Annotated in this window: 15 protein-coding genes and 1 tRNA gene; 10 read left to right on the top strand and 6 right to left on the bottom strand. The window is 68.5% G+C overall.

Going from position 1 to position 18,082, the window contains the following annotated elements; genetic code table 11:
* Nucleotides 1-14: 14 nt before the first annotated feature.
* The 8 genes from ASC59_RS16535 (at nt 15) to ASC59_RS16570 (ending at nt 8,380) form a co-directional block, all read left to right on the top strand.
* The gene (locus ASC59_RS16535; protein ID WP_055825204.1) at nt 15-1,223 is read left to right on the top strand and encodes a polysaccharide pyruvyl transferase family protein; all 1,209 of its coding nucleotides are present in this window, start codon (nt 15-17) and stop codon (nt 1,221-1,223) included.
* A complete protein-coding gene (locus ASC59_RS16540) occupies nt 1,223-1,750 on the top strand; it encodes a DapH/DapD/GlmU-related protein (RefSeq protein ID WP_055825207.1) in 528 nt (175 codons plus the stop codon). The genes ASC59_RS16535 and ASC59_RS16540 overlap by 1 nt, the downstream gene beginning before the upstream one ends.
* Nucleotides 1,747-2,862, top strand: coding sequence for a glycosyltransferase (locus tag ASC59_RS16545; protein ID WP_055825210.1), 1,116 nt, complete (start codon nt 1,747-1,749; stop codon nt 2,860-2,862). The genes ASC59_RS16540 and ASC59_RS16545 overlap by 4 nt, the downstream gene beginning before the upstream one ends.
* Nucleotides 2,859-3,821, top strand: coding sequence for a glycosyltransferase family 2 protein (locus ASC59_RS16550; RefSeq protein ID WP_055825213.1), 963 nt, complete (start codon nt 2,859-2,861; stop codon nt 3,819-3,821). Before ASC59_RS16545 ends, ASC59_RS16550 begins: the two co-directional genes overlap by 4 nt.
* A gap of 311 nt (nt 3,822-4,132) precedes the next feature.
* Nucleotides 4,133-5,236, top strand: coding sequence for an acyltransferase family protein (locus ASC59_RS16555; RefSeq protein WP_055825217.1), 1,104 nt, complete (start codon nt 4,133-4,135; stop codon nt 5,234-5,236).
* A complete protein-coding gene (locus ASC59_RS16560; protein ID WP_055825220.1) occupies nt 5,233-6,210 on the top strand; it encodes a glycosyltransferase in 978 nt (325 codons plus the stop codon). The genes ASC59_RS16555 and ASC59_RS16560 overlap by 4 nt, the downstream gene beginning before the upstream one ends.
* Nucleotides 6,207-7,331 (top strand): polysaccharide pyruvyl transferase family protein, encoded by a 1,125-nt coding sequence (locus ASC59_RS16565; RefSeq protein ID WP_055825223.1) that lies wholly within the window; start codon nt 6,207-6,209, stop codon nt 7,329-7,331. The genes ASC59_RS16560 and ASC59_RS16565 overlap by 4 nt, the downstream gene beginning before the upstream one ends.
* Nucleotides 7,328-8,380 (top strand): glycosyltransferase family 4 protein, encoded by a 1,053-nt coding sequence (locus ASC59_RS16570; RefSeq protein ID WP_055825226.1) that lies wholly within the window; start codon nt 7,328-7,330, stop codon nt 8,378-8,380. The genes ASC59_RS16565 and ASC59_RS16570 overlap by 4 nt, the downstream gene beginning before the upstream one ends.
* Here the strand turns inward: ASC59_RS16570 and ASC59_RS16575 are convergent.
* Genes ASC59_RS16575 through ASC59_RS16585 form a run of 3 tightly spaced genes read right to left on the bottom strand, consistent with a single transcriptional unit; the run spans nt 8,329 to nt 12,241 of the window.
* Nucleotides 8,329-9,879 carry a hypothetical protein gene (locus tag ASC59_RS16575; protein ID WP_055825229.1) on the bottom strand — a complete coding sequence of 517 codons (1,551 nt, stop codon included), beginning with the start codon at nt 9,877-9,879 and terminating at the stop codon, nt 8,329-8,331. The genes ASC59_RS16570 and ASC59_RS16575 overlap by 52 nt on opposite strands.
* 16 nt (nt 9,880-9,895) lie before the next feature.
* A complete protein-coding gene (locus tag ASC59_RS16580; protein WP_055825232.1) occupies nt 9,896-11,221 on the bottom strand; it encodes a polysaccharide biosynthesis tyrosine autokinase in 1,326 nt (441 codons plus the stop codon).
* Nucleotides 11,222-11,278: 57 nt separating this feature from the next.
* Nucleotides 11,279-12,241 (bottom strand): alpha/beta hydrolase, encoded by a 963-nt coding sequence (locus tag ASC59_RS16585; RefSeq protein ID WP_055825235.1) that lies wholly within the window; start codon nt 12,239-12,241, stop codon nt 11,279-11,281.
* Between the two features lie 260 nt (nt 12,242-12,501).
* On the opposite strand from ASC59_RS16585, the gene ASC59_RS16590 reads away from it, so the two are divergent.
* Nucleotides 12,502-13,935, top strand: a complete 1,434-nt coding sequence (locus tag ASC59_RS16590; protein ID WP_235492778.1) for a sugar transferase — start codon at nt 12,502-12,504, stop codon at nt 13,933-13,935.
* 164 nt (nt 13,936-14,099) lie between these two features.
* On the top strand, nt 14,100-14,270 hold the full coding sequence (locus ASC59_RS17340) for a hypothetical protein (protein WP_157488209.1): 171 nt from the start codon (nt 14,100-14,102) through the stop codon (nt 14,268-14,270).
* A 63-nt stretch (nt 14,271-14,333) separates the two neighbouring features.
* Here ASC59_RS17340 and ASC59_RS16595 read toward each other — a convergent pair.
* The 3 genes from ASC59_RS16595 to ASC59_RS16605 all read right to left on the bottom strand — a co-directional run bounded on the left by ASC59_RS16595 (nt 14,334) and on the right by ASC59_RS16605 (nt 18,053).
* A tRNA-Pro gene (locus tag ASC59_RS16595) sits at nt 14,334-14,407 on the bottom strand.
* 74 nt (nt 14,408-14,481) lie between these two features.
* Nucleotides 14,482-15,468 carry a metallophosphoesterase gene (locus ASC59_RS16600; protein ID WP_055825241.1) on the bottom strand — a complete coding sequence of 329 codons (987 nt, stop codon included), beginning with the start codon at nt 15,466-15,468 and terminating at the stop codon, nt 14,482-14,484.
* A gap of 2 nt (nt 15,469-15,470) precedes the next feature.
* Nucleotides 15,471-18,053: a transglycosylase domain-containing protein gene (locus ASC59_RS16605; protein ID WP_055825244.1), complete on the bottom strand. Its 2,583-nt coding sequence runs from the start codon at nt 18,051-18,053 to the stop codon at nt 15,471-15,473.
* Nucleotides 18,054-18,082 lie beyond the last annotated feature (29 nt).

Here is an 18,082-nt window from a genome sequence, read left to right on the forward strand (position 1 = left end):
GTTCGTGGAGGGACGTGCGCTACAGCTCGGGCCTTCCGCCACGGAAGGATCGCGCGACCGCCCGCAAGGCATCCGCCGCTCTCGCGGCATCCGTGGCGCGTGACGTGCACCTGCTCATCGCAGCGCCCGGTCGAGGCAACATCGGCGACCAGGCTCTGTTCGAGGCGTTCCTCGAGAACGCACCGGGCCCCATCATCGCCATCGTGCGCGAGACCGACGACTTCGTCGTCCCCGATGCCGTCAGCGCGAAGGTGGAGGTGCTGCCCCTCCCGAGCCTCGTCTACGGCGAGGGCCCGGCCCACGATCAGGCCATCCGTTCCTTCGTCGAGCTGCTGCGCCGTGCACGGAGCCTCTCGATCATCGGCGCCGACATCATGGACGGCCGCTACAGCCTCCGAGGTTCCGTTCGTCGCGCGGCGCTCGCCGAGATCGGTGCCCGCGAAGGTGTTCCCACCCGCATCGTGGGCTTCAGCTGGAACGGATCGCCGAGCTTCGGTGCCCGCCGCGCCCTGATCAGGGCCAGCCGCGCCGGCGTCGTCCCGCTACTGCGGGATCCCCGTTCGGCCGAGCGGGCGATCGAGCAGGGCATCGACAACGTCACCCTCGTCGCCGACATCGTCTTCGCCGCGACGACGACGGATGCGAGCGTGCCGATCCCCGACGTGCCCTTCGCCATCGTCAACGTCAGCGGGCTGATCGCCCGTACGAAGGACCAGACCGCCCAGTACCGCCGCATCATCGACCACCTGCGCTCGGCCGGATTGCACGTCGTGATCCTGCCGCACGTGATCAAGGACCTGAGCGACGACCTCGTCGCCTGTCGGGCCGTGGCGGCAGTCGTCGCCGGGCCGGACGTGACCCTCATCGACGCCCTGCTGCCCCCGGCCCAGGTACGCGCCCTCGCCGCCCGCGCGACGGTCACTGTGACCGGCCGTATGCACCTCTCGATCATGTCGATGATGGGCGGCACGCCTGCCGTCACCCTCGCGACGCAGGGCAAGGTCGAGGGGCTCATGGAGCTCATCGGTGCCCCCGAGCTGTGCGTTTCGCCGGTCGGCGACTTCGCCGGACCCGTCATCGCGACGCTCGCCCACGCTGTACCGGAGACATCGGCGACCCGGGCTGCGATCGCAGCAGGCCTGCCCCGCGTGATCGAGCTGGCCCGGGCGAACACCGCGGGGCTCGACGAGCCCGTGCTGGTCGCGGCGGGGGAGCCCCGCTGATGGGCGGCTTCACGCGGGTGATCGCCACGGTGGTCGCACCGAGCGCCCTGTGGTCGCCGCGGGTGCGGGTGCGCCTGCTGCGCTTCTGCGGCGCGAGCATCGGAACGGGCACCCGCATCCGTCCCGGCATCCGGTTCATCGAACGAGTCGACCTGCTGAGCATCGGAGACGGATGCTTCATCAACGTCGAACTGCTCGTCGGGTCGAATTCACCCGTGGTGCTCGGCGACAGGGTGTCGCTCGGTCCGCGGGTGCAGCTGGTCCCGACGACGCACGAGATCGGTCCGGCGTCCGCCCGTGCCGGGGCCGCGGTGAGCGCCCCCATCACCATCGGGGACGGAGTGTGGATCGGCGCCGGTGCCATCGTGCTCGGCGGTGTCTCCATCGGATCCGGGTGCATCATCGCCGCCGGCTCCGTCGTGACGGCCGACTGCGAGCCCGATTCGCTCTACGGCGGAACCCCGGCCCGCCGCATCCGTGCCCTCGACACCGCCCCAGACGTCAGCAGAACCCAAGGAGCCCGATGACCCAGCCCGACGCACCACTGCGCATCCTGTTCGTCGTTCCCTCGCTGCACGGCGGTGGAGCCGAGTTCGTGGCGCGCACCTGGATGGGCTGGCTGGTCGAGCGCGGCCACTCGGTGGCCGTCGTGACCACGTCGGCGAAGGCGACGGACACCTACCTGCCCGACGGCGTCGTGCACTACCAGATCGCGACGGCCGGCGGTCATGTGGGCAAGTCGCGGGCACTGATCGCGATCTTCGGCGGTTTCAGGCCCGACGTCGCCGTCAGCCTGCAGGCGCACGCCAACCTCGTGCTGCTGACAGCCGCAGCGCTCAGCCCCAAGTCGCGCCGACCCCCGGTGATCATCAGCGAACGCAACCTGGTGTCGCTGGGCCTGGCGGACTCCGACCTGCCGCACAAGGTGAAGATCGGCTTCGCACGGCGCATGTACGGCCGCGCCGACCACGTCATCGCGATCTCGCATCCCGTCGCCGGGGAACTCGTCAGCGGGTTCGGTGTCTCGGGGGAGCGCTGCACTGTCGTCGCCAACCCCGCCACCGCGAAGGTGGCCGGAATGGACCGCGTCGTGAGGGTGCCGGGAACCGCGGGCGGCCTCCAGCTCGTGCTGGCTGCCCGCCTCGTCGCCCAGAAGCGACCGGAACTGGCCATCCACGCCGCGGCCGAGCTCAACCGGCGCGGAATCCCCACCGAGGTCATCTCCTTCGGCGGCGGCCCACTTCTCGAGTCCGTGACGGCAGAGGCCGAGCGTCTCGGGGTCACCTTCGACGACAAGGGCTGGGTCGAGGACTGGTTCTCGCATTTCAAGCCGAACTCCGTCGTGCTGCTGCCATCGCTGCGGGAGGGTTTCGGCAACGTGCTGGTCGAGGCGGCTGCGGCCGGTGTGCCGTCTGTGGCCGTGTCCGGCGCGTTGGGCGTCGCCGACGCCATCGTGCCGGGCATCACCGGTGAACTCGCCCTGGGACCGTCCGCCGAGCAGCTCGCCGACGCCGTCGAACGGGCCAGCGCCATCGATGTCGTCGGCATCGACGCCTGGCTCGACCGCTTCTCCGTTGCATCCAGCGGGAGGGATCTCGAGACCGTCCTGCAGATGGTCGCCGCGGATGGACCGCGATGACCGACGTCAGCGTTGTCATCCCGGCCTACAACGCCGCCGAGTTCCTGGGGGACGCCGTCGAACGGCTGCTCCGCCAGACCATCGCCGTCGAGATCGTGGTCGTCGACGATGGATCGGGTGACTCGACGGCCAGGATCGGCGCCGAGCTCGCCGACAGGCATCCGTCGGTCGTCTTCGTCCCCCTCGCCGAGAACGGCGGAGTCGCCGCAGCGCGTGAAGCGGGGGTCGAAGCGTCGTCGGGGCGGTTCATCTGGTTCGTCGACGCCGATGACGAGTGGACGACGGATGCCGCCGAGACCATGCTCGCGGCCGCCGACGGTTTCGCCGCCGACGTCGTGTGCGCCGGCGCCGAGTACCTCTCCGTCGACGGATCCCGCCGACCTGTTCCGTCGCTGCCGCCAGGCTCCGTGGATGGCGCGACTGCCTTCCGGGCGATGCTGGTCGGTCGGGTGAGTGGACACCTCTGGAACAAGCTGTTCGCCCGCACGTTGTTTCCGGCCATCACGTTCACCCGCTCGCGCGTGCATTCAGACCAGGCCATGGTCGCCCAGCTCCTGGTGGCGGCGGAGACGGTCGTCGGCATCCGCGACGCCGTCTACACCTACAGGTTGCGGAGCGGCTCGATCATCAGGTCGAACACTCAGCGTGCACGCTCCCTCGAGCAGGTCGGCGCCGTGGTGCACGAGTGCGCCCGGCGGGTAGGGGTCGATGGCCGTGAGCTCGACTACTACACGGCCCGGTTCTCGCTGCTCTCCAGAATGAAGGATGCGACCAGCGGGGCATACACGGAGCAGGAGTCGCGCGCCCTGGTGCGCTCGGCCCGCACCGAGATGACTCCGTCGGTGGTGATCTCGTTGGCGCGCGCGAGAGAGCCTCAGCGCCTGGCTCTGCTGGTCGCGGCTCGAACGAGCCTGCCGCTGTACCGGCGCATCATGAGCACTCGCGGAGCCCGCGAGTAGTCGGGGCGGCAGTCGGGCGGAAATCGCCGAGTCTCGCGACGGCCGCGCGGGGCGGCAGGGAGCCACCACCCCCGTTCGTGTCACACAACCGTAATCTTCAGCGCCGAGCGTTAACCTCAGCGACTCCTGCAGGTGACGAGCCCTCACTAACGTTTTCAGTGCAGGACCGATCGCGAGAACGGAGCTGCGACCCGACGGTGGGCGTGCACCCACCCGAGTCAAGTCGGGTGCACGGCCGACCGAGAGATTGGACAGCCGTGACCGCCACAACCTATCGCTGGACCGTTTCCGAGCCGCGCCCACGTGCCTGGATGAACTTCGCCAAAGGCGTCGCCATCGCCATGGTCGTGCTCTACCACGTGACGTTGTACCTGCAGCACGCCGGCATCATGGGGTTGCCGAATCGCATGAAGCTCGTGCTCGAGCTGTTCCCCATGCCCGTCTTCTTCCTCATCGCCGGACTCTTCGGCGCTCGAGCGGTCACCTGGACGTTCGGCAACCTGTGGAGACGACGGCTGTTGCCCGTGCTCTACCTCTATATCGTCTGGTCGATCGTGCGGTTCGCGTTCTACCTGGTCATTCCGGGGCTCAGCGGCGAGCTCGGAGAGCTGCCGGCGAGCAATCCCATCAGCCTGGCTCTGATCCTCATCTGGCCGAGCAGCAGCTACTGGTTCATCTACGCCCTCGCGGTGTTCGCCTTCGCCGCCTGGGCGCTGAGGAAGCTCCCGCCCGTCGTTCACGTGGTGCTCGCGGCACTGCTGTCGAGCGCCGTCACAGCCGGCCTCATCAACAGCGGCAACATCGGCTGGAACCGCGTCGGCGCCCTCTACGTCTTCTACGCCTTCGGGGCGCTCTACGCGCCGCGGGTGTTCGCCGCGGTCGCGAAGGTCTCCGTGCAGCGCACGCTACTCGCCGCCGCAGCGCTCGTGGCCTCCGCCGCCATCCTCTTCCTCCTGCCGGCACGATGGGTTCCATTCCTCGTGCTGCTGGGCCAGGCATCGGCCGTTGCGCTCGGCGTACTGCTCTCCGCCTACCTCGCCAGGCTCCGGATGCTGTCCTTCGTGTCGACGATGGGGGCCGAGAGCCTGCAGATCTACCTGCTGCACTTGTTCGTGATCGTTCCGATCGCCGGCCTGCTCGGGATCGTGCTCGGCGGAGTGAATCGCGGCGTCGGCATCGCCATCCAGATCGCACTCGTCGTGGTGGCCATCGTCGTCTCGTTGCTGCTCTCCAAGCTCACGACCCGCGTGCGCTGGCTCTACGTTCCTCCCGTCATCAGGCGCAGGCGCACCGCCGCGCCAGCCGGAGCACCGGCATCCGACAGCAGCACGGATGCCCCCACGATTCCCGACGGCCGGCACACGGTCGTGACCTCCCCTCCGCACCCTGCACGCAACAAGGAGATATCGACATGACGACGGATTTCGACACCACCCCGGCCACCGAGAGCAGCCCCGGAGGAAAGCTGCTGCTCGCCGCCTCGACCGGCGGTCACCTCGCCCAGCTGGTGCGTCTGGCCCCCGGACTCGGCGCCACGGACGACTCGCTGTGGGTGACCTTCCGCACCCCGCAGAGCGAGTCGCTGCTGAAGGGGCGCAACGTGCTCTACGTGCCCTACATCCGGCCGCGCGACGCGGCGAACGTCGTGCGCGCCTACCAGTCGATCCGTGCCGCCATCAAGAACACGAAGTTCGACGGCGCGGTGAGCACCGGATCGGCGCTGGCCTTGGCTGCTCTCCCGGCCGCGAAGCTGGGAGGGCTGCCGACCCTCTACATCGAGAGCGTCTCCAGGGTCGACGGTCCGTCGTTGTCGGGCCGCATCCTGGACAGGTTCCGTCTGGCCGAACTGCGCACGCAGCACCCGCACTGGTCATCAGGCCGGTGGGGCGTGCATCCGAGCGTGCTGTCGACCTTCCACAATGTGGCGAAGCCCAAGCCGGCCGACGGCCGACTGAAGCTCTTCGTGACCCTGGGAACGATCGAGGGCTACGGCTTCGACTCCCTCGTCGACCGCATCGTCGACCTCGGCATCGCCGGTGACGACACCACCTGGCAGCTGGGCTACACCGAGGCCAAGCGTGACCTACCGGGCACCGCCTACGCCCAGGTGAGCGCCGAGGACTTCGAGCGCTACGCCAAGGAGGCCGACGTCGTCATCACCCACGCCGGGGTCGGCACGGTGCTCGGACTGCTCGAGATGGGCATCTCGCCGATCGCCGTCGTGCGACGCAAGGATCGCGGAGAGCACGTCGACAACCACCAGGAGCAGATCGCCAGGCTGATGTCCGAGCTCGGCATCGGCACCTCGACCGAGGTCGAGGACCTCACTGCCGACATGATCCACGCAGCGGCCACGACGGCCATCCGCGGCGATCTGGCGGCCGCGTGACCGACAGGGCCGCTGCGGCGGCTCCCGCTGGTCCGAACGCGATCGATATCTTCGTGCCCGGGGTCGGCCAGTACGACAACATCGGCGACATCATCCTGCGGCGCCAGCTCATCGCCTGGCTGAAGCCGCTCGGCCGCCTGCACGTCTATGTCGGTGCATCGCCTGAAGGCTACGCGGAATCGCTCGGGGTCGGCTCCGACGACGTCGTGTACCGCTCGTTCGCGTCCTGGTATCGCGCCGGCCTGTCGCGCGCGTGGGGCGGCACCGCGCACTACGTGTTCAAGCCCGGGGAGATCCAGCTGACCATCATCGGAATGAAGGAGCACGTCGTCGTGCTGCCGTTGCTCGCCCTGCTGCGCCTGCGCGGGGGATCGGTGGTGCGCGTGGGCTCCGGGTCGCGCGACTTCGCTCCCGTGCCCCGCCTGCTCATGCGTCCATCCATCGCCCTGTCCCAGCTCACGGCCTGGCGCGACGGAACGACGGCCGCCTACCTCGGCGGCGAGGTCATGCCCGATCTCGCCTTCGGCGAGGGCACCGGACCATCGACGGATGCCGCAGCCGAGAGCCGCGACACCATCGTCGTGTCGATGCGCAGTGACCGGCCCGAGCCGGGTGCGGCCTGGGTCGCCGGCATCCGTCGCTTCGCAGCTGACACTGGACTCCGCATCGAGGTCGTCACCCAGGTGCTCCGTGATCGCCAGCGCTCGCGCGACCTGGCAGCCGCCCTCGGCGCCGACCTCGCCGACTGGGACGGCTCGGACCACGGCGGGCAGGAGGACAGGCTGCGGGCCGTCTACGCGCGGACGGCGCTCGCGGTCAGCGACAGGCTGCACGTGCTGATCGCGGCCTCCACCGAGGGGGCAGCGCCGATCGCGCTGCTCGTCGACGAGTCAGGCAAGATCGACAGGCACTTCGAGGCCGCGGGCGTCTCGGGCGTCGGCGTTCCGGCGAGCGGGCTCACCGAGGATGAGATCGTCGCGGCCCTGGCCGGGGCTCTGCAGCGTGGCCCGGCCGTACGCGCCTCCCTCGCGAACGCGAGAGGGGAGCTCGAGCTCATGCGCGTGCGGGTCGAGAGCCTCATTGCCGGCGTTCCGTCGCGCACGGAACTGGTCGACGCATGAGCGTGGCCGTCGACGTGCCCCGCACGATGCTCGACCGCATCGAGGTGCTCCACGTCGGCCGTCGGGGCGAGGTCGCCGGGGGCATGACCCAGGTGGTCAACGGCTACCTCTCCTATCCCTTCGACGACTGCGACCTGCGGGTGGTCGTGTCGCGCGACGGATCGACAGGTCCGCGAGCCGTCGCGATCTTCCTCGCAGCCGCCTGGCGACTCGCCACACTGCGCGGTCGCGACCGACGCGTGGTCGTGGTGCACCTCTCGCAGGGCGGATCCTTCGTGCGCGAGGGGCTCCTGCTTCGCCTCGCCCACGCTCGCGGCTTCGGCACTGTCGCGCACCTGCACGGCAGCAGCTTCCCCGAGTACGCGGCACGCGAGCCCGCCAGAGTCGCGACAGTGCTGCGTGCAGCCGACAGCGTCTTCGTTCTGAGCACCGAGACCCGGGCCGCGGTGCTCGCCGTGCTGCCGGGAGCACCGACGGAACTCATTCCGAACGCCGTTCCCGCGGGAACGCAGCGCGAGAAGGGCAGGAGCGTCGTGTTCGGCGGCAGCGTCTCGCGCCGGAAGGGGGTCGACGTCCTCGTCGACGCCTGGCGGAGGATCACCGACCACCGCGGGTGGACCCTGCATGTCGTCGGTCCCGTCGCCGACCCCGAGGTCGTTCCGTCGGAGCTGGCCGACGCGGTCTTCCACGGCGGGCTCCCGCACGCCGAACTCATGGAGATGCTGGAGGCGGCCGAGATCGCCGTGCTCCCGTCGCGCGACGAGGCCATGCCGATGTTCATCCTCGAGGCGCTGGCCCGGCAGGACTGCGTCGTGGCGACCCGGGTCGGCGGGGTTCCCGCGGTGCTGGCCGATGGCGCCGGCATCCTGGTCGATGCCGGCGATGCAGCAGCCCTGGCCGACGCACTCGAGCGTCTGATGGTGTCGGATGCCGCCCGCGACGAACTGCGCGCCGCCGGTACGGCCAGGTTCCAGCGCGACTACTCGGCTGCCGCCGTCTATCCCCGGGTCGCGGCGCGCTGGCGCGCGGTGCTCCGCGGGAGCCGCTGAGAGAGCAGACTCCGCGCGGGCAGGAGCCCGGTCGCGAGCTGCTCATCACGTGCAGCCGAGCGCAGCGACGCCACGATGCCCGCGACGGCGAACACGAACGGGAACGACGGCGCCGAGACGAAGACCGGAGCGGCTGCCGACTCGATCACGAGGAGCACCAGCCAGCCGACGCCGGTGATGCGCACCCACCGCGCGAGCACCGACTCCGTCGGGGAGCTCGCGCGCAGCAGGCTGACCAGCACGCAGACGATGCCGACGGAGAAGGCGGCGGCTCCGAGCCATCCGCTCTCCCCGATGATGGCCGGCCACTGCGTGTCGTTCAGGAACATGCCCTTCTCGCCCGGGCCGAGGCCGTAGACGTGGTCGAAGCCGAGGGCGTAGTACTCCGGGCTGTAGTTCACTCCGGCGGGAAAGCTGCCGAACCGACCGAAGCCGGCGCCGAACGGGAAGTACGCGGTGGCGACAGCCAGTGACCCCCAGGTCATCGTCGAGCGCGCGGAGTCCTGGATGATGTACATCTGCACGGCGTCTCCGACGAGTGCGATGAGCGGCGGCACGATCAGCGCGATGGCGAAGGGACCGAAGCAGAGGGCGACGACGATGAGGATCGGCCGGCCGTAGCGGACGGTGAGGATGCCGAGGGCGGCGAGCAGGCCGACGATCGACTTCACCTCGAGCGTGAGGGTGGTGAGCACCACTGTCACGCCGATGAGGATGGCGTTGCCGAGCGAGGTGCGCACCACGCAGGCGTAGGCGAGGGCCCCGACGGCCAGCACTGCGGTGAAACGGCCGAACGCCGCCGGATGCTGGAACAGGCCCTGCAGCGCCGTGACACCGCCGAGGTGGGTGATGGTGCCGCCGACGATGCCACGCCACGCATCGGGGAAGGCGAGGTTCGCGAGTCCCGACACGGCGATGACGCCGATCGCCACGATCCCGGCACGCAGCAGTGCCGCGAAGTCGCGATCGGTCCAGCGCAGCTGGGCGAGAGCGAAGGCGAACAGCAGTCCCTTGGCGATGAGGATCAGCGACTGCATCATCAGCGAATAGGGCACGTGCAGGGCGACGCCGCTCAGAACACCGAACACGAAGAACAGCAGGAACCAGGTCGTGCCGGGCAGGAGCACGATGCGGTGCTCGGTGAGCAGCCTTCGCGTCGTGAAGGCGACGACCGACAGTCCGATGACGGCTTCGTCGATGTTCGACGCCAGGGGTCCGACGACCTGCTGCAGCACGTTCGACAGGATGATGGCCGAGACGCCGACGAGCGCGAAGACCTTCGGGTGGAATGCCGCGAGGTACACGAGCGCCGCTCCGGCGATGACGATGATGAAGAGCGCCGGTTGGACGAGCAGCGACGCCACGACGAGCGCGACGGCGACCACGGCTCCGGCGACCGAGAGCAGCACGTCCGCTCGCAGGCGCGGGCTCAGGCGGGAAGCTCGCCCGGCCGGCGTGCTTCCGTCGGGCGGCCTCTGCCGCGTCGCCTGCAGTGTCATGAAGCCGACCTGCCGATCAGTCCCGGGCGTCCGCGCCGCGCACGGGAGCCGCGGTCAGCACGACCCCGTAGACCTCGGCGCCGACCTCGTCCAGCGAGTCGACGGCCTGGCGCAGCTCATCGGAACGGGTGCGGCCGGAGCGGGCGACGACGACGTACCCGTCGGCGACCTCGGAGAGGGCGAGTCCGTCGGAGTTCGCGAGGAGGGGACCGGCGTCGAGGATGACGATGTCGACATCGGCCGCGAGGGCCGAGATGACGGCGGTGGTGCGCTCGGAGGAGAGCACGTCGCTGGCACCGGCCGGGACGGCATCCGTCGTGATGACGGTGAGCCCTGTCGCCACCTCGGATCGAGTGATGGCCTCGGGAGCGGCGCCGGCGAGGAGGGCGTACGACAGGCCCGTCTTCGACGTGAGGCCGAACAGGCGGGCCGTCGACGGGGAGCGCAGATCGCCGTCGATGAGGGCGACTCGCAGGCCGCCTTCGGCCAGCGCGACGGCGAGGTTGGCAGCGATCGTGCTCTTGCCGTCGCCGAGTCCGGGCGAGCTGACGACCACCACCGGAGCTGTGGATGCCGAGATCGACGCGACGATCTTGGTGCGGATGATGCGCACGGCCTCGGCGAAACGACCAGACGGCGCTGTCATCGCCGGCACGGGCTTGCGGGAGAGCGAGCGCTCCGCCGGTACGCGGCCCAGGTAGACGGCATCCGTCGCCTTGGCGATGTCACGACCGTTGCGCACCCGCGTGTTCAGCAGTTCGGCCACGACCACGATGATGAAGGCCACGGCGAGGCCGCCGAAGAGACCGATGAGGATGGCCAGGATCGTGTTGGGCGACGACGGCGAGCTCGGTGCCACCGGCTCCTGTACGACGGAGGTGCTGATCGCCGCGGGCGACGTCGTGGATCCCGAGCTCTCGATCTGGTCGCTGAGGCTCGCCGCGACGGCATTGCCCAGGTCGACGGCGCCCTGCGGGGTGTCGGCCGTCGCCTCGATCGCGATGAGCGCAGACAGGCCCACCGAGGCGACGCTCACCTTGGTGGCGAGCTTGTCGGCCGTCGTGTCGAGGCCGAGCTCGTCGATGACGGGCTGCAGCACCACCGGGGTGGAGGCGAGCTGGGTGAAGGTGCCCACCTGCTGCACGAGCAGGTTGTTCCCGGCGACGAGCTCCTGGGCGGTGCCCGTTCCGCCTGTCGGCTCGAGCAGCAGCTTCGTCTGCGTCGTGTACTGCGCCGGGGCGACGGCGACGTAGGCGATCGCGGCGAGGATTCCGGCCAGGATCGTGACGACGACGGGAACCCAATGGCGTCGGATGACGCGGATCGTCTGCTTGAAGTCCACTGACTTACCTCCGGGGTTGACGGTCGATCGGGCGCGAGCCCACGGACGGGGAGCGGGTCATGAGAGCCGCTCGGTGAAGAACTCGAGCACGCGGGCTCGAAGACGCGGGCCGAGCAGCTGGATGCCGTGCTTCGATCCGTCCTGCACGCTCAGCTGCACGGGGACCTTCGCAGCCTTGAGGGCTGCCGCCATCGATTCGGCCTGCTCGACGGGAACGAGTTCGTCCGAGCCGTTCACGAGGATCATCGGAGGGTCGGATGCGTCGACCGAGAGCTCGGCCGACGCTTCAGCCGCCTGCGGGCAGTCGGCGGCGACCACAGTCGGGCATCCGAGGTAGTTGAGGATCATCGCGGCGGCCTCGTCGGACGGGTTGCCCATGGTGAGTGCCTCCTCCGTCATCAGCGAGACGCCGGACAGCGAGACAGCGGCAGCGACGCGACCGCCCTCCTGCAGGGAGCCCGTGCCGAGGGTGGCGACGGTCTGCGTGAGGATGGCGCCGGCCGAGCTGCCGAACAGCCCGACGCGAGCGGGGTCGATGCCGAAGCGCTCGACCTGCTCCGGCTCGCGGAGCCAGCTGATGGCCGCCTCGACGTCGTCGACCTGGCTCGGATAGACGAAGTCGGGGGCCAGCCTGTAGTCGATGGAGAAGCCGGCGAAGCCGTGGGCGGCGAACAGCTCGCACACGGCCCGCATGCCACCGCCGGTGCGTTCGCCTTCAGTGAATCCACCGCCGTGCAGGAGGACGATGGCCGCCGTCGGCTCCGCGACATCTTGGGGGATGCAGGCGTCGAGCTTGAGGTCGCCGCCGTCAGGGGAGGAGTACACGAGCCCGGGCATGACCTCGACGGCCGAGTCGGTGGGTTCGGGGTCAGCGGCTGAAGACGTGCTCGCGCACGAGACAAGTGGGAGCGCGAGCACGGCGCAGACGACGAGGGCGAGACCGCGGCGGGCGCGCACCCCGCGGGAGGCGACGCCGTGGCGCGACGATGCGCCGATACGGCTGATCGACGCTTCTCTCATCGGGGCTCACAGTCCTTGTCTGGTCGGCCCCGTCGAAATCGTGCTCTCGTCGGGGAACCGGTGGTTCGCACCCTCGCGTCGTGATTTCCATTCCATAGCGCTCTGTGGACTCAGCGGTGTCGAGGATATGTCGGGTGTGTTAAATCTGACCCCCGTAGATGGCACGGCGCGACGGCTCGATGCTTAGGTAGAGCCAACTCGACGGGGACGGACTTTTGACTCAAGCCATTGAAAACACCATGGCGACGAGCTCGAGGGTGATGAAGCAGACCGACTGGAACCAGAAATACGGTCAGCTTCTCTTCTTCTCGGACCTCGTCGTGATCGCACTCTGCGTCGTCGTGGCGCAGTACGTCGGCGGACTGCCGGCGCAGATCGCCGGCATCGGCGAGATGATGACCCTGACGGCACCGACACTGGTGTCCGTGGTGGTCGTCCTCGTCTGGATGTTCGCGCTGACGGCAGCGGGATCGCGGTCGACCCGGCACATCGGTGCGGGCTCGATCGAGTACCGCCGGGTCATCAATTCGACGTTGATCGTCTTCGGCGCCGGTGGCATGGCCGCCTACTTCCTCGACATCGGCGGCCTGCAGCGGTACTTCGCTTTCGCCTTCCTCCTCGGCCTTCCCGGCATCGTCCTCGAGCGCTATCTCTGGCGCAACTGGCTGGCGGCGCGTCGACGCGAGGGGCGCATGTCGCACCGCGTGCTGCTCGTCGGCTCCGAGGCATCCGTCGCCGCCATGGCGCGAGACCTGGCCCGAGCTCCGGAGTCCGGCCTCAAGGTCGTGGGTGCGTGCACTCCGAGCGGGGCCGTCGCCGGGGTCATCGAGGGCACCGAGATCCCCGTGTCCGGGTCGCTCTCCAACCTGATCGAATCCCTCGATGCCGTGGACGCGGACACCGTCGTCATCACGAGCGCGAACGAGATGTCGCCATCCCTGGTGCGAGAGCTCAGCTGGCAACTCGAACCGGGTCGGCAGCACCTCGTGGTCGCGCCCAGCCTGACCGACATCGGCGGACCGCGTCTGCACACGCGGCCTGTCGCCGGGCTGCCCCTCATCCACGTGGAGACCCCGCGGTATTACGGCGGCAAGCTCTACATCAAGCGTCTCTTCGACATCCTCGGCTCGGGGGCTCTCATCGTGCTCCTGGCGCCGTTCCTGCTCGCCGTCACGGTCGCCGTGCGCCTCAGCACCTCCGGATCCGTCATCTTCAGGCAGCAGCGCATCGGGCTGCGGGGCGAGAAGTTCGACATGCTGAAGTTCCGGTCGATGTACATGGATGCAGAGGACCGGCTCGCCGAGCTCGAGAGCGTCGCACGGAGCGAGGGCAACTCGGTCATGTTCAAGATGAAGAACGACCCGCGCGTGACGCCGATCGGCGGCTTCCTGCGACGCTTCAGCCTCGACGAGCTGCCGCAGCTGTTCAACGTGTTCCGGGGCACGATGTCGATCGTCGGGCCCCGGCCCCCGCTCGAGCGTGAGGTCGAGCAGTACGACCAGCACGTTCACCGTCGCTTCCTGGTGAAGCCCGGCATCACCGGGTTGTGGCAGGTCAGCGGCCGCTCGAACCTGAACTGGGAGGAGACCGTGCGTCTCGACCTCTACTACGTCGAGAACTGGAACCTCACGGGCGATCTGCTCATCCTCTGGAAGACCGCGCGCGCCGTTCTCGGCAGCGACGGGGCGTACTGACCGCTCACGTTCTGGCTCCATCCGGGTTCCTGTCCGCACCGTCGCGGCTCGATCACGCGATCTCGCGACATTCAGTGTCTGTTCAGAGCAGCCCCGTATCCTAGCGGGTGTCCCGGCACGACCGGGGAAGTGCTCGAGGGGAACGACTCGAGGAGGAGTCGAGAATGGCGACAGCAGTCGTTGTGGGGATCATCGTCGTGTGGACGGTCGTGGCCTTCGCCGCCGCCATCGTCGTCGGCGCTGTGATCCGTCGCGCCGATCGCGAACGCCGCATCGTGGTCGAGCCCGACGGCTCCACCCTCGTCGGTGCAGGAGTCGACCCGCGCGTGCGCTGAGCGCCATCCGCGAGCACCCTCGGATACAGCGAAGCCCCCTTCCAGTGGAAGGGGGCTCATCTGTCGGGGTGGCGGGATTCGAACCCACGACCTCCTCGTCCCGAACGAGGCGCGCTACCAAGCTGCGCCACACCCCGATGGCCCGAAGGCCTCACTAAGAATAGCCGATAAAAAGCATCGGGTTGACCAGCGGATGCCGCTCGGCTGCGAGTCAGCGCTCGTTCTCAGGTACCAGCGTCAGCAAGGTCGCCTCGGGCGGGCAGGCGAAACGCGCGGGGGCGAAGATGGAGGTGCCGAGGCCGGCCGACACGTTGAGGTACGCGTTGCGCATGCCGTGCCACCAGAGGCTCAGGCCCTTCACCTGCTTGCGCGGGATGTCGCAGTTGGTCACCAACGCACCGAAGCCGGGCACGCAGACCTGGCCGCCGTGGGTGTGGCCGGCGAGGATGAGCTGGGCTCCATGGTTGACGAAGGAGTTGAGCACGCGCTGGTACGGGGCGTGCGTGACTCCGACCGAGACCGTCGCGCGGGGGGCCGGAGCCTCGCCGCGGTCGGGCCAGGTCTCGTCGCCGAGCGGGTCGTCGGCGCGCAGCTCGTCGATGGCTCGTGCGATGAGCTCAGTGCGGTCGAGCTTCTTGTGGGGGTCGTCGACGCCGAAGAACTCGAAGTGGGTCCCGGCGATATCGGCCGAACCCGCTGCATTGTTGAGATCCACCCAGCCCAGGCTGTCGAAGAATTCGAGCAGCGCCGCGGTGTCGAGCTTCTCTGCCCGCCCCGTGTGCTTCGACGGACCGGCGAAGTAGCGCAGCGGATTCTTGGCGACGGGCCCGTAGTAATCGTTCGAGCCATTGACGAAGACTCCCGGGATCCCGGCGAAGCGCTCGAACGCGTGCCTGATGCCCTCGATGCCGTCACGGTGGCCGAGGTTGTCGCCGGTGTCGACGATGAGGTCGGGCCGCAGGTCCGCGAGGGAACGCACCCACTCCTGCTTGTCACGCTGCCAGGGCGCCATGTGCAGGTCGGAGAGGTGCAGCACTCGGATCGGCTTCGATCCGACCGGAAGCACCGGCACCCGCACCTCGCGCAGGGTCCACATCGTGCGCTCCACCAGAGTGCCCCATGCCAGTGCGGCGAGAGCCGCCGCGGCCGTCAGAGTGACGGCCGCGGCGGCTCCCGAGCGAGCGGAGGACGATGCCACCGCTAGCCCTTTCCCGGCTTGTCGGACTTGAGCTTGCCGACGCTGATCGTGACCTGCGAACCGGGCTTGACCCCGGTTCCGGCGGCCGGGTCGGTGGACTGCACGATGCCGTCCTGCTTCGGATCCGTCACAGCGACGTCGATGCTCTTCACCGAGAAGGTGCCCTTGAGCTGGCCCTTCGCGTCGCCCTCGGTGCGTCCGACGACGTCGGGCATCAGCACCATCGCGCCGTTCGAGGTGTAGACGGTCACCAACGACCCACGCGGCGCATCGCCGGAGGGGTTCGTGCTGCTGACCTGACCTGCCGGCAGCTCCGAGTCCTGCGCGCCGCCATCGGCGAAGGCGAATCCAGCAGCCTCGATGAGGTCCTGGGCCTCCTGGATCGACTTGCCGCGCACGTCGGGCACGGTGGCGTAGACGGTCTTCAGCGACGACGGGTCGGCATCCGGGAATCCGTCTCCGCCGTACTTGGCGTTGGCGGCCGACATGATGGCCGGCCAGATCTGGTGACGGATGACGGCCGCCTGCGTGCCGTTGAAGTAGGTGTCGCGCAGGTTCACGTGGCCGGTGACGTTGAAGACACCGACGGTCGTTGCGACCTTCGTGCTGGCGCCGCTCATCCAGGTGGCCTCGTTGTTGTCTGTCGTTCCGGTCTTGCCGATCATGGGAACCTGAGGGTCGGTGCGACCGTTGGAGGTCGAGCCGGTTCCCTCCCACATCACGCGCTGCATGGCATAGGCCATGGCGGAGGTCACCTTCGGGTCGACGCTCTGCGCGCACTCCGCGGAGGGCGGCGTGAGCTCCGTGCCGTCCTGCTTGACGATCTTGTCGATCACGATCGGCTTGCAGACGACGCCACTGGCGGCGACTCCCGCGAAGGCCTCGGCCATCGTCACGGGTGCGACCTCGTTGGTGCCGAGGATCGAGCTGGCTCCCTGCTGCAGCGGGTCCCCGTCAGCACGGTGCACACCGAAGGACTCGGCGGTCTTCCGGATGCCGCACAGGTCGAGCTGCTTGGCCATGGCCACGAAGCCGGTGTTCTCCGAGTTGACGGTGTTGAACAGCGCCGACCAGGATCCACCGTTGCCGCCCTCGTCGTTGTTGGGTGCGAACCCGCCGCCGTAGTTCTGCGGTCCGTCGCAGCTGTCGTTGAACTGTCCCCAGTCCGAGCGCTTGTAGGCGTTCACGTACTCATTGAGGGAGTGCCCCTCCTTGATCCACTCCGCCAAGGTGAAGATCTTGTACGTCGATCCGGGCTGGAAGCCGCTGGATCCGCCATAGTCCAGGTCAGTGTTGTAGTTGACCGCCGTGTAGTTGTTGCCCAAGGCGAGCACGTCGGAGTCGTTCGAGAACGACTTGTTCTGCGACATCGCGAGCACCCGTCCGGTACCCGGCTGCACCGAGACGGCGGTGGCTCCCACATCGATGTTCGGGTCGGACTGCGGCACGAACCGGAACATGGCGTCCGCTGCCGCGTGCTGCAGGTCGAGGTCGAGGGTGGTGTAGACGTCGAGGCCGCCCTGGCTGAGCAGCTTCTTGCGCTCGTCCTGCGTCTTGCCGAAGGCCTCGTTGTTGAGGATGGTCCAGTAGACGTAGTCGCAGAAGAACGCCGCATCCGCGGCGGTCGAGCAGCCGGTGCTCGGCTCGGTGATAGCAGGAGCGACCGGCGTCTTGATCGCCGCGTCGTGCTCCTTCTGGGTGATCTTCTTGTACTTGAGCATGCTGTCGAGGATGTAGTCGCGACGCTCCTTGGTCGCGGCGTACGGGACGACTTCGCCCTTGACCTTCGTGGCGGCACCGTTGGTCTCGCTGTCGGGCCGGTCGAGGCGGAACTTCTCGGGGTTGTTCACGATCGCGAGCAACGCGGCCGCCTGCTCCAGTTTCAGGTCCTTGGCGCTCACGCCGCCGAAGTAGTACTGCGATGCGGCCTGGATGCCGTAGACCCGGCCGCCGAAGCCGGCGATGTTGAGGTAGCCCTTGAGGATGTCGTCCTTGGAGTACTTCTTCTCCAGGCCGATCGCGAGCCGCATCTCCTTGAGCTTGCGGTCGGGGGTCGGGTCGGTCGCCTCGGCGTAGGCGGCCTCCTTCTCCTTCTCGGTCTTCGCCTCGAGTTCGGCCTTCTGCACCAGCACGTTCTTCACGTACTGCTGGGTGATGCTCGATCCACCCTGGGTGTCGCCCTTGAGCACGTAGGTGGTCAGCATCGCGCGGGCGGTGCCCTGCACGTCGATCCCGCCGTGCTCGTAGAAGCGGGGATCCTCACCGGCGACGGCGGCATCCTTCGCGTACTGCGAGATGTTCTCCCAGGTGACCTCTTCGCGGTCCTGGTCGAAGAACGACGCGAGAAGCTGAGGAGTACCGTCGCTCTTGGTCGCGTAGACGTTCGTCTTCTGCGCGAGCTCGTCGATCTCGAGATAGCTCGGCAGGTTCTCGAACATGTTGATTCCATTGGTGGCGGCCATGCCGCTCACCGCGATGGCGGGGGTCACTGCGGCCGTCACGAGGACACCGGCCGCGACACTCATGCCGACGAAGGCCAGGAAGCCTCCGAGCACGCCACTGGTCGATCGTTTTTGGGCAGACATATAGTGGAGCTTAAGGGAGCAAGCTGACA

Source organism: Leifsonia sp. Root1293, assembly GCF_001425325.1.
In the GTDB taxonomy this organism is placed as follows: Bacteria; Actinomycetota; Actinomycetes; order Actinomycetales; family Microbacteriaceae; genus Orlajensenia.

What these genes read in the sequence shown, in the direction of transcription:
- ASC59_RS17340 (WP_157488209.1), top strand. Translation starts at nt 14,100, where the DNA reads ATGGCGACAGCAGTCGTTGTGGGGATCATCGTCGTGTGGACGGTCGTG.
- ASC59_RS16605 (WP_055825244.1), bottom strand. Translation starts at nt 18,053, where the DNA reads ATGTCTGCCCAAAAACGATCGACCAGTGGCGTGCTCGGAGGCTTCCTG.
- ASC59_RS16590 (WP_235492778.1), top strand. Translation starts at nt 12,502, where the DNA reads ATGAAGCAGACCGACTGGAACCAGAAATACGGTCAGCTTCTCTTCTTC.
- ASC59_RS16585 (WP_055825235.1), bottom strand. Translation starts at nt 12,241, where the DNA reads ATGAGAGAAGCGTCGATCAGCCGTATCGGCGCATCGTCGCGCCACGGC.
- ASC59_RS16540 (WP_055825207.1), top strand. Translation starts at nt 1,223, where the DNA reads ATGGGCGGCTTCACGCGGGTGATCGCCACGGTGGTCGCACCGAGCGCC.
- ASC59_RS16575 (WP_055825229.1), bottom strand. Translation starts at nt 9,879, where the DNA reads ATGACACTGCAGGCGACGCGGCAGAGGCCGCCCGACGGAAGCACGCCG.
- ASC59_RS16560 (WP_055825220.1), top strand. Translation starts at nt 5,233, where the DNA reads ATGACGACGGATTTCGACACCACCCCGGCCACCGAGAGCAGCCCCGGA.
- ASC59_RS16555 (WP_055825217.1), top strand. Translation starts at nt 4,133, where the DNA reads ATGAACTTCGCCAAAGGCGTCGCCATCGCCATGGTCGTGCTCTACCAC.
- ASC59_RS16545 (WP_055825210.1), top strand. Translation starts at nt 1,747, where the DNA reads ATGACCCAGCCCGACGCACCACTGCGCATCCTGTTCGTCGTTCCCTCG.
- ASC59_RS16550 (WP_055825213.1), top strand. Translation starts at nt 2,859, where the DNA reads ATGACCGACGTCAGCGTTGTCATCCCGGCCTACAACGCCGCCGAGTTC.
- ASC59_RS16570 (WP_055825226.1), top strand. Translation starts at nt 7,328, where the DNA reads ATGAGCGTGGCCGTCGACGTGCCCCGCACGATGCTCGACCGCATCGAG.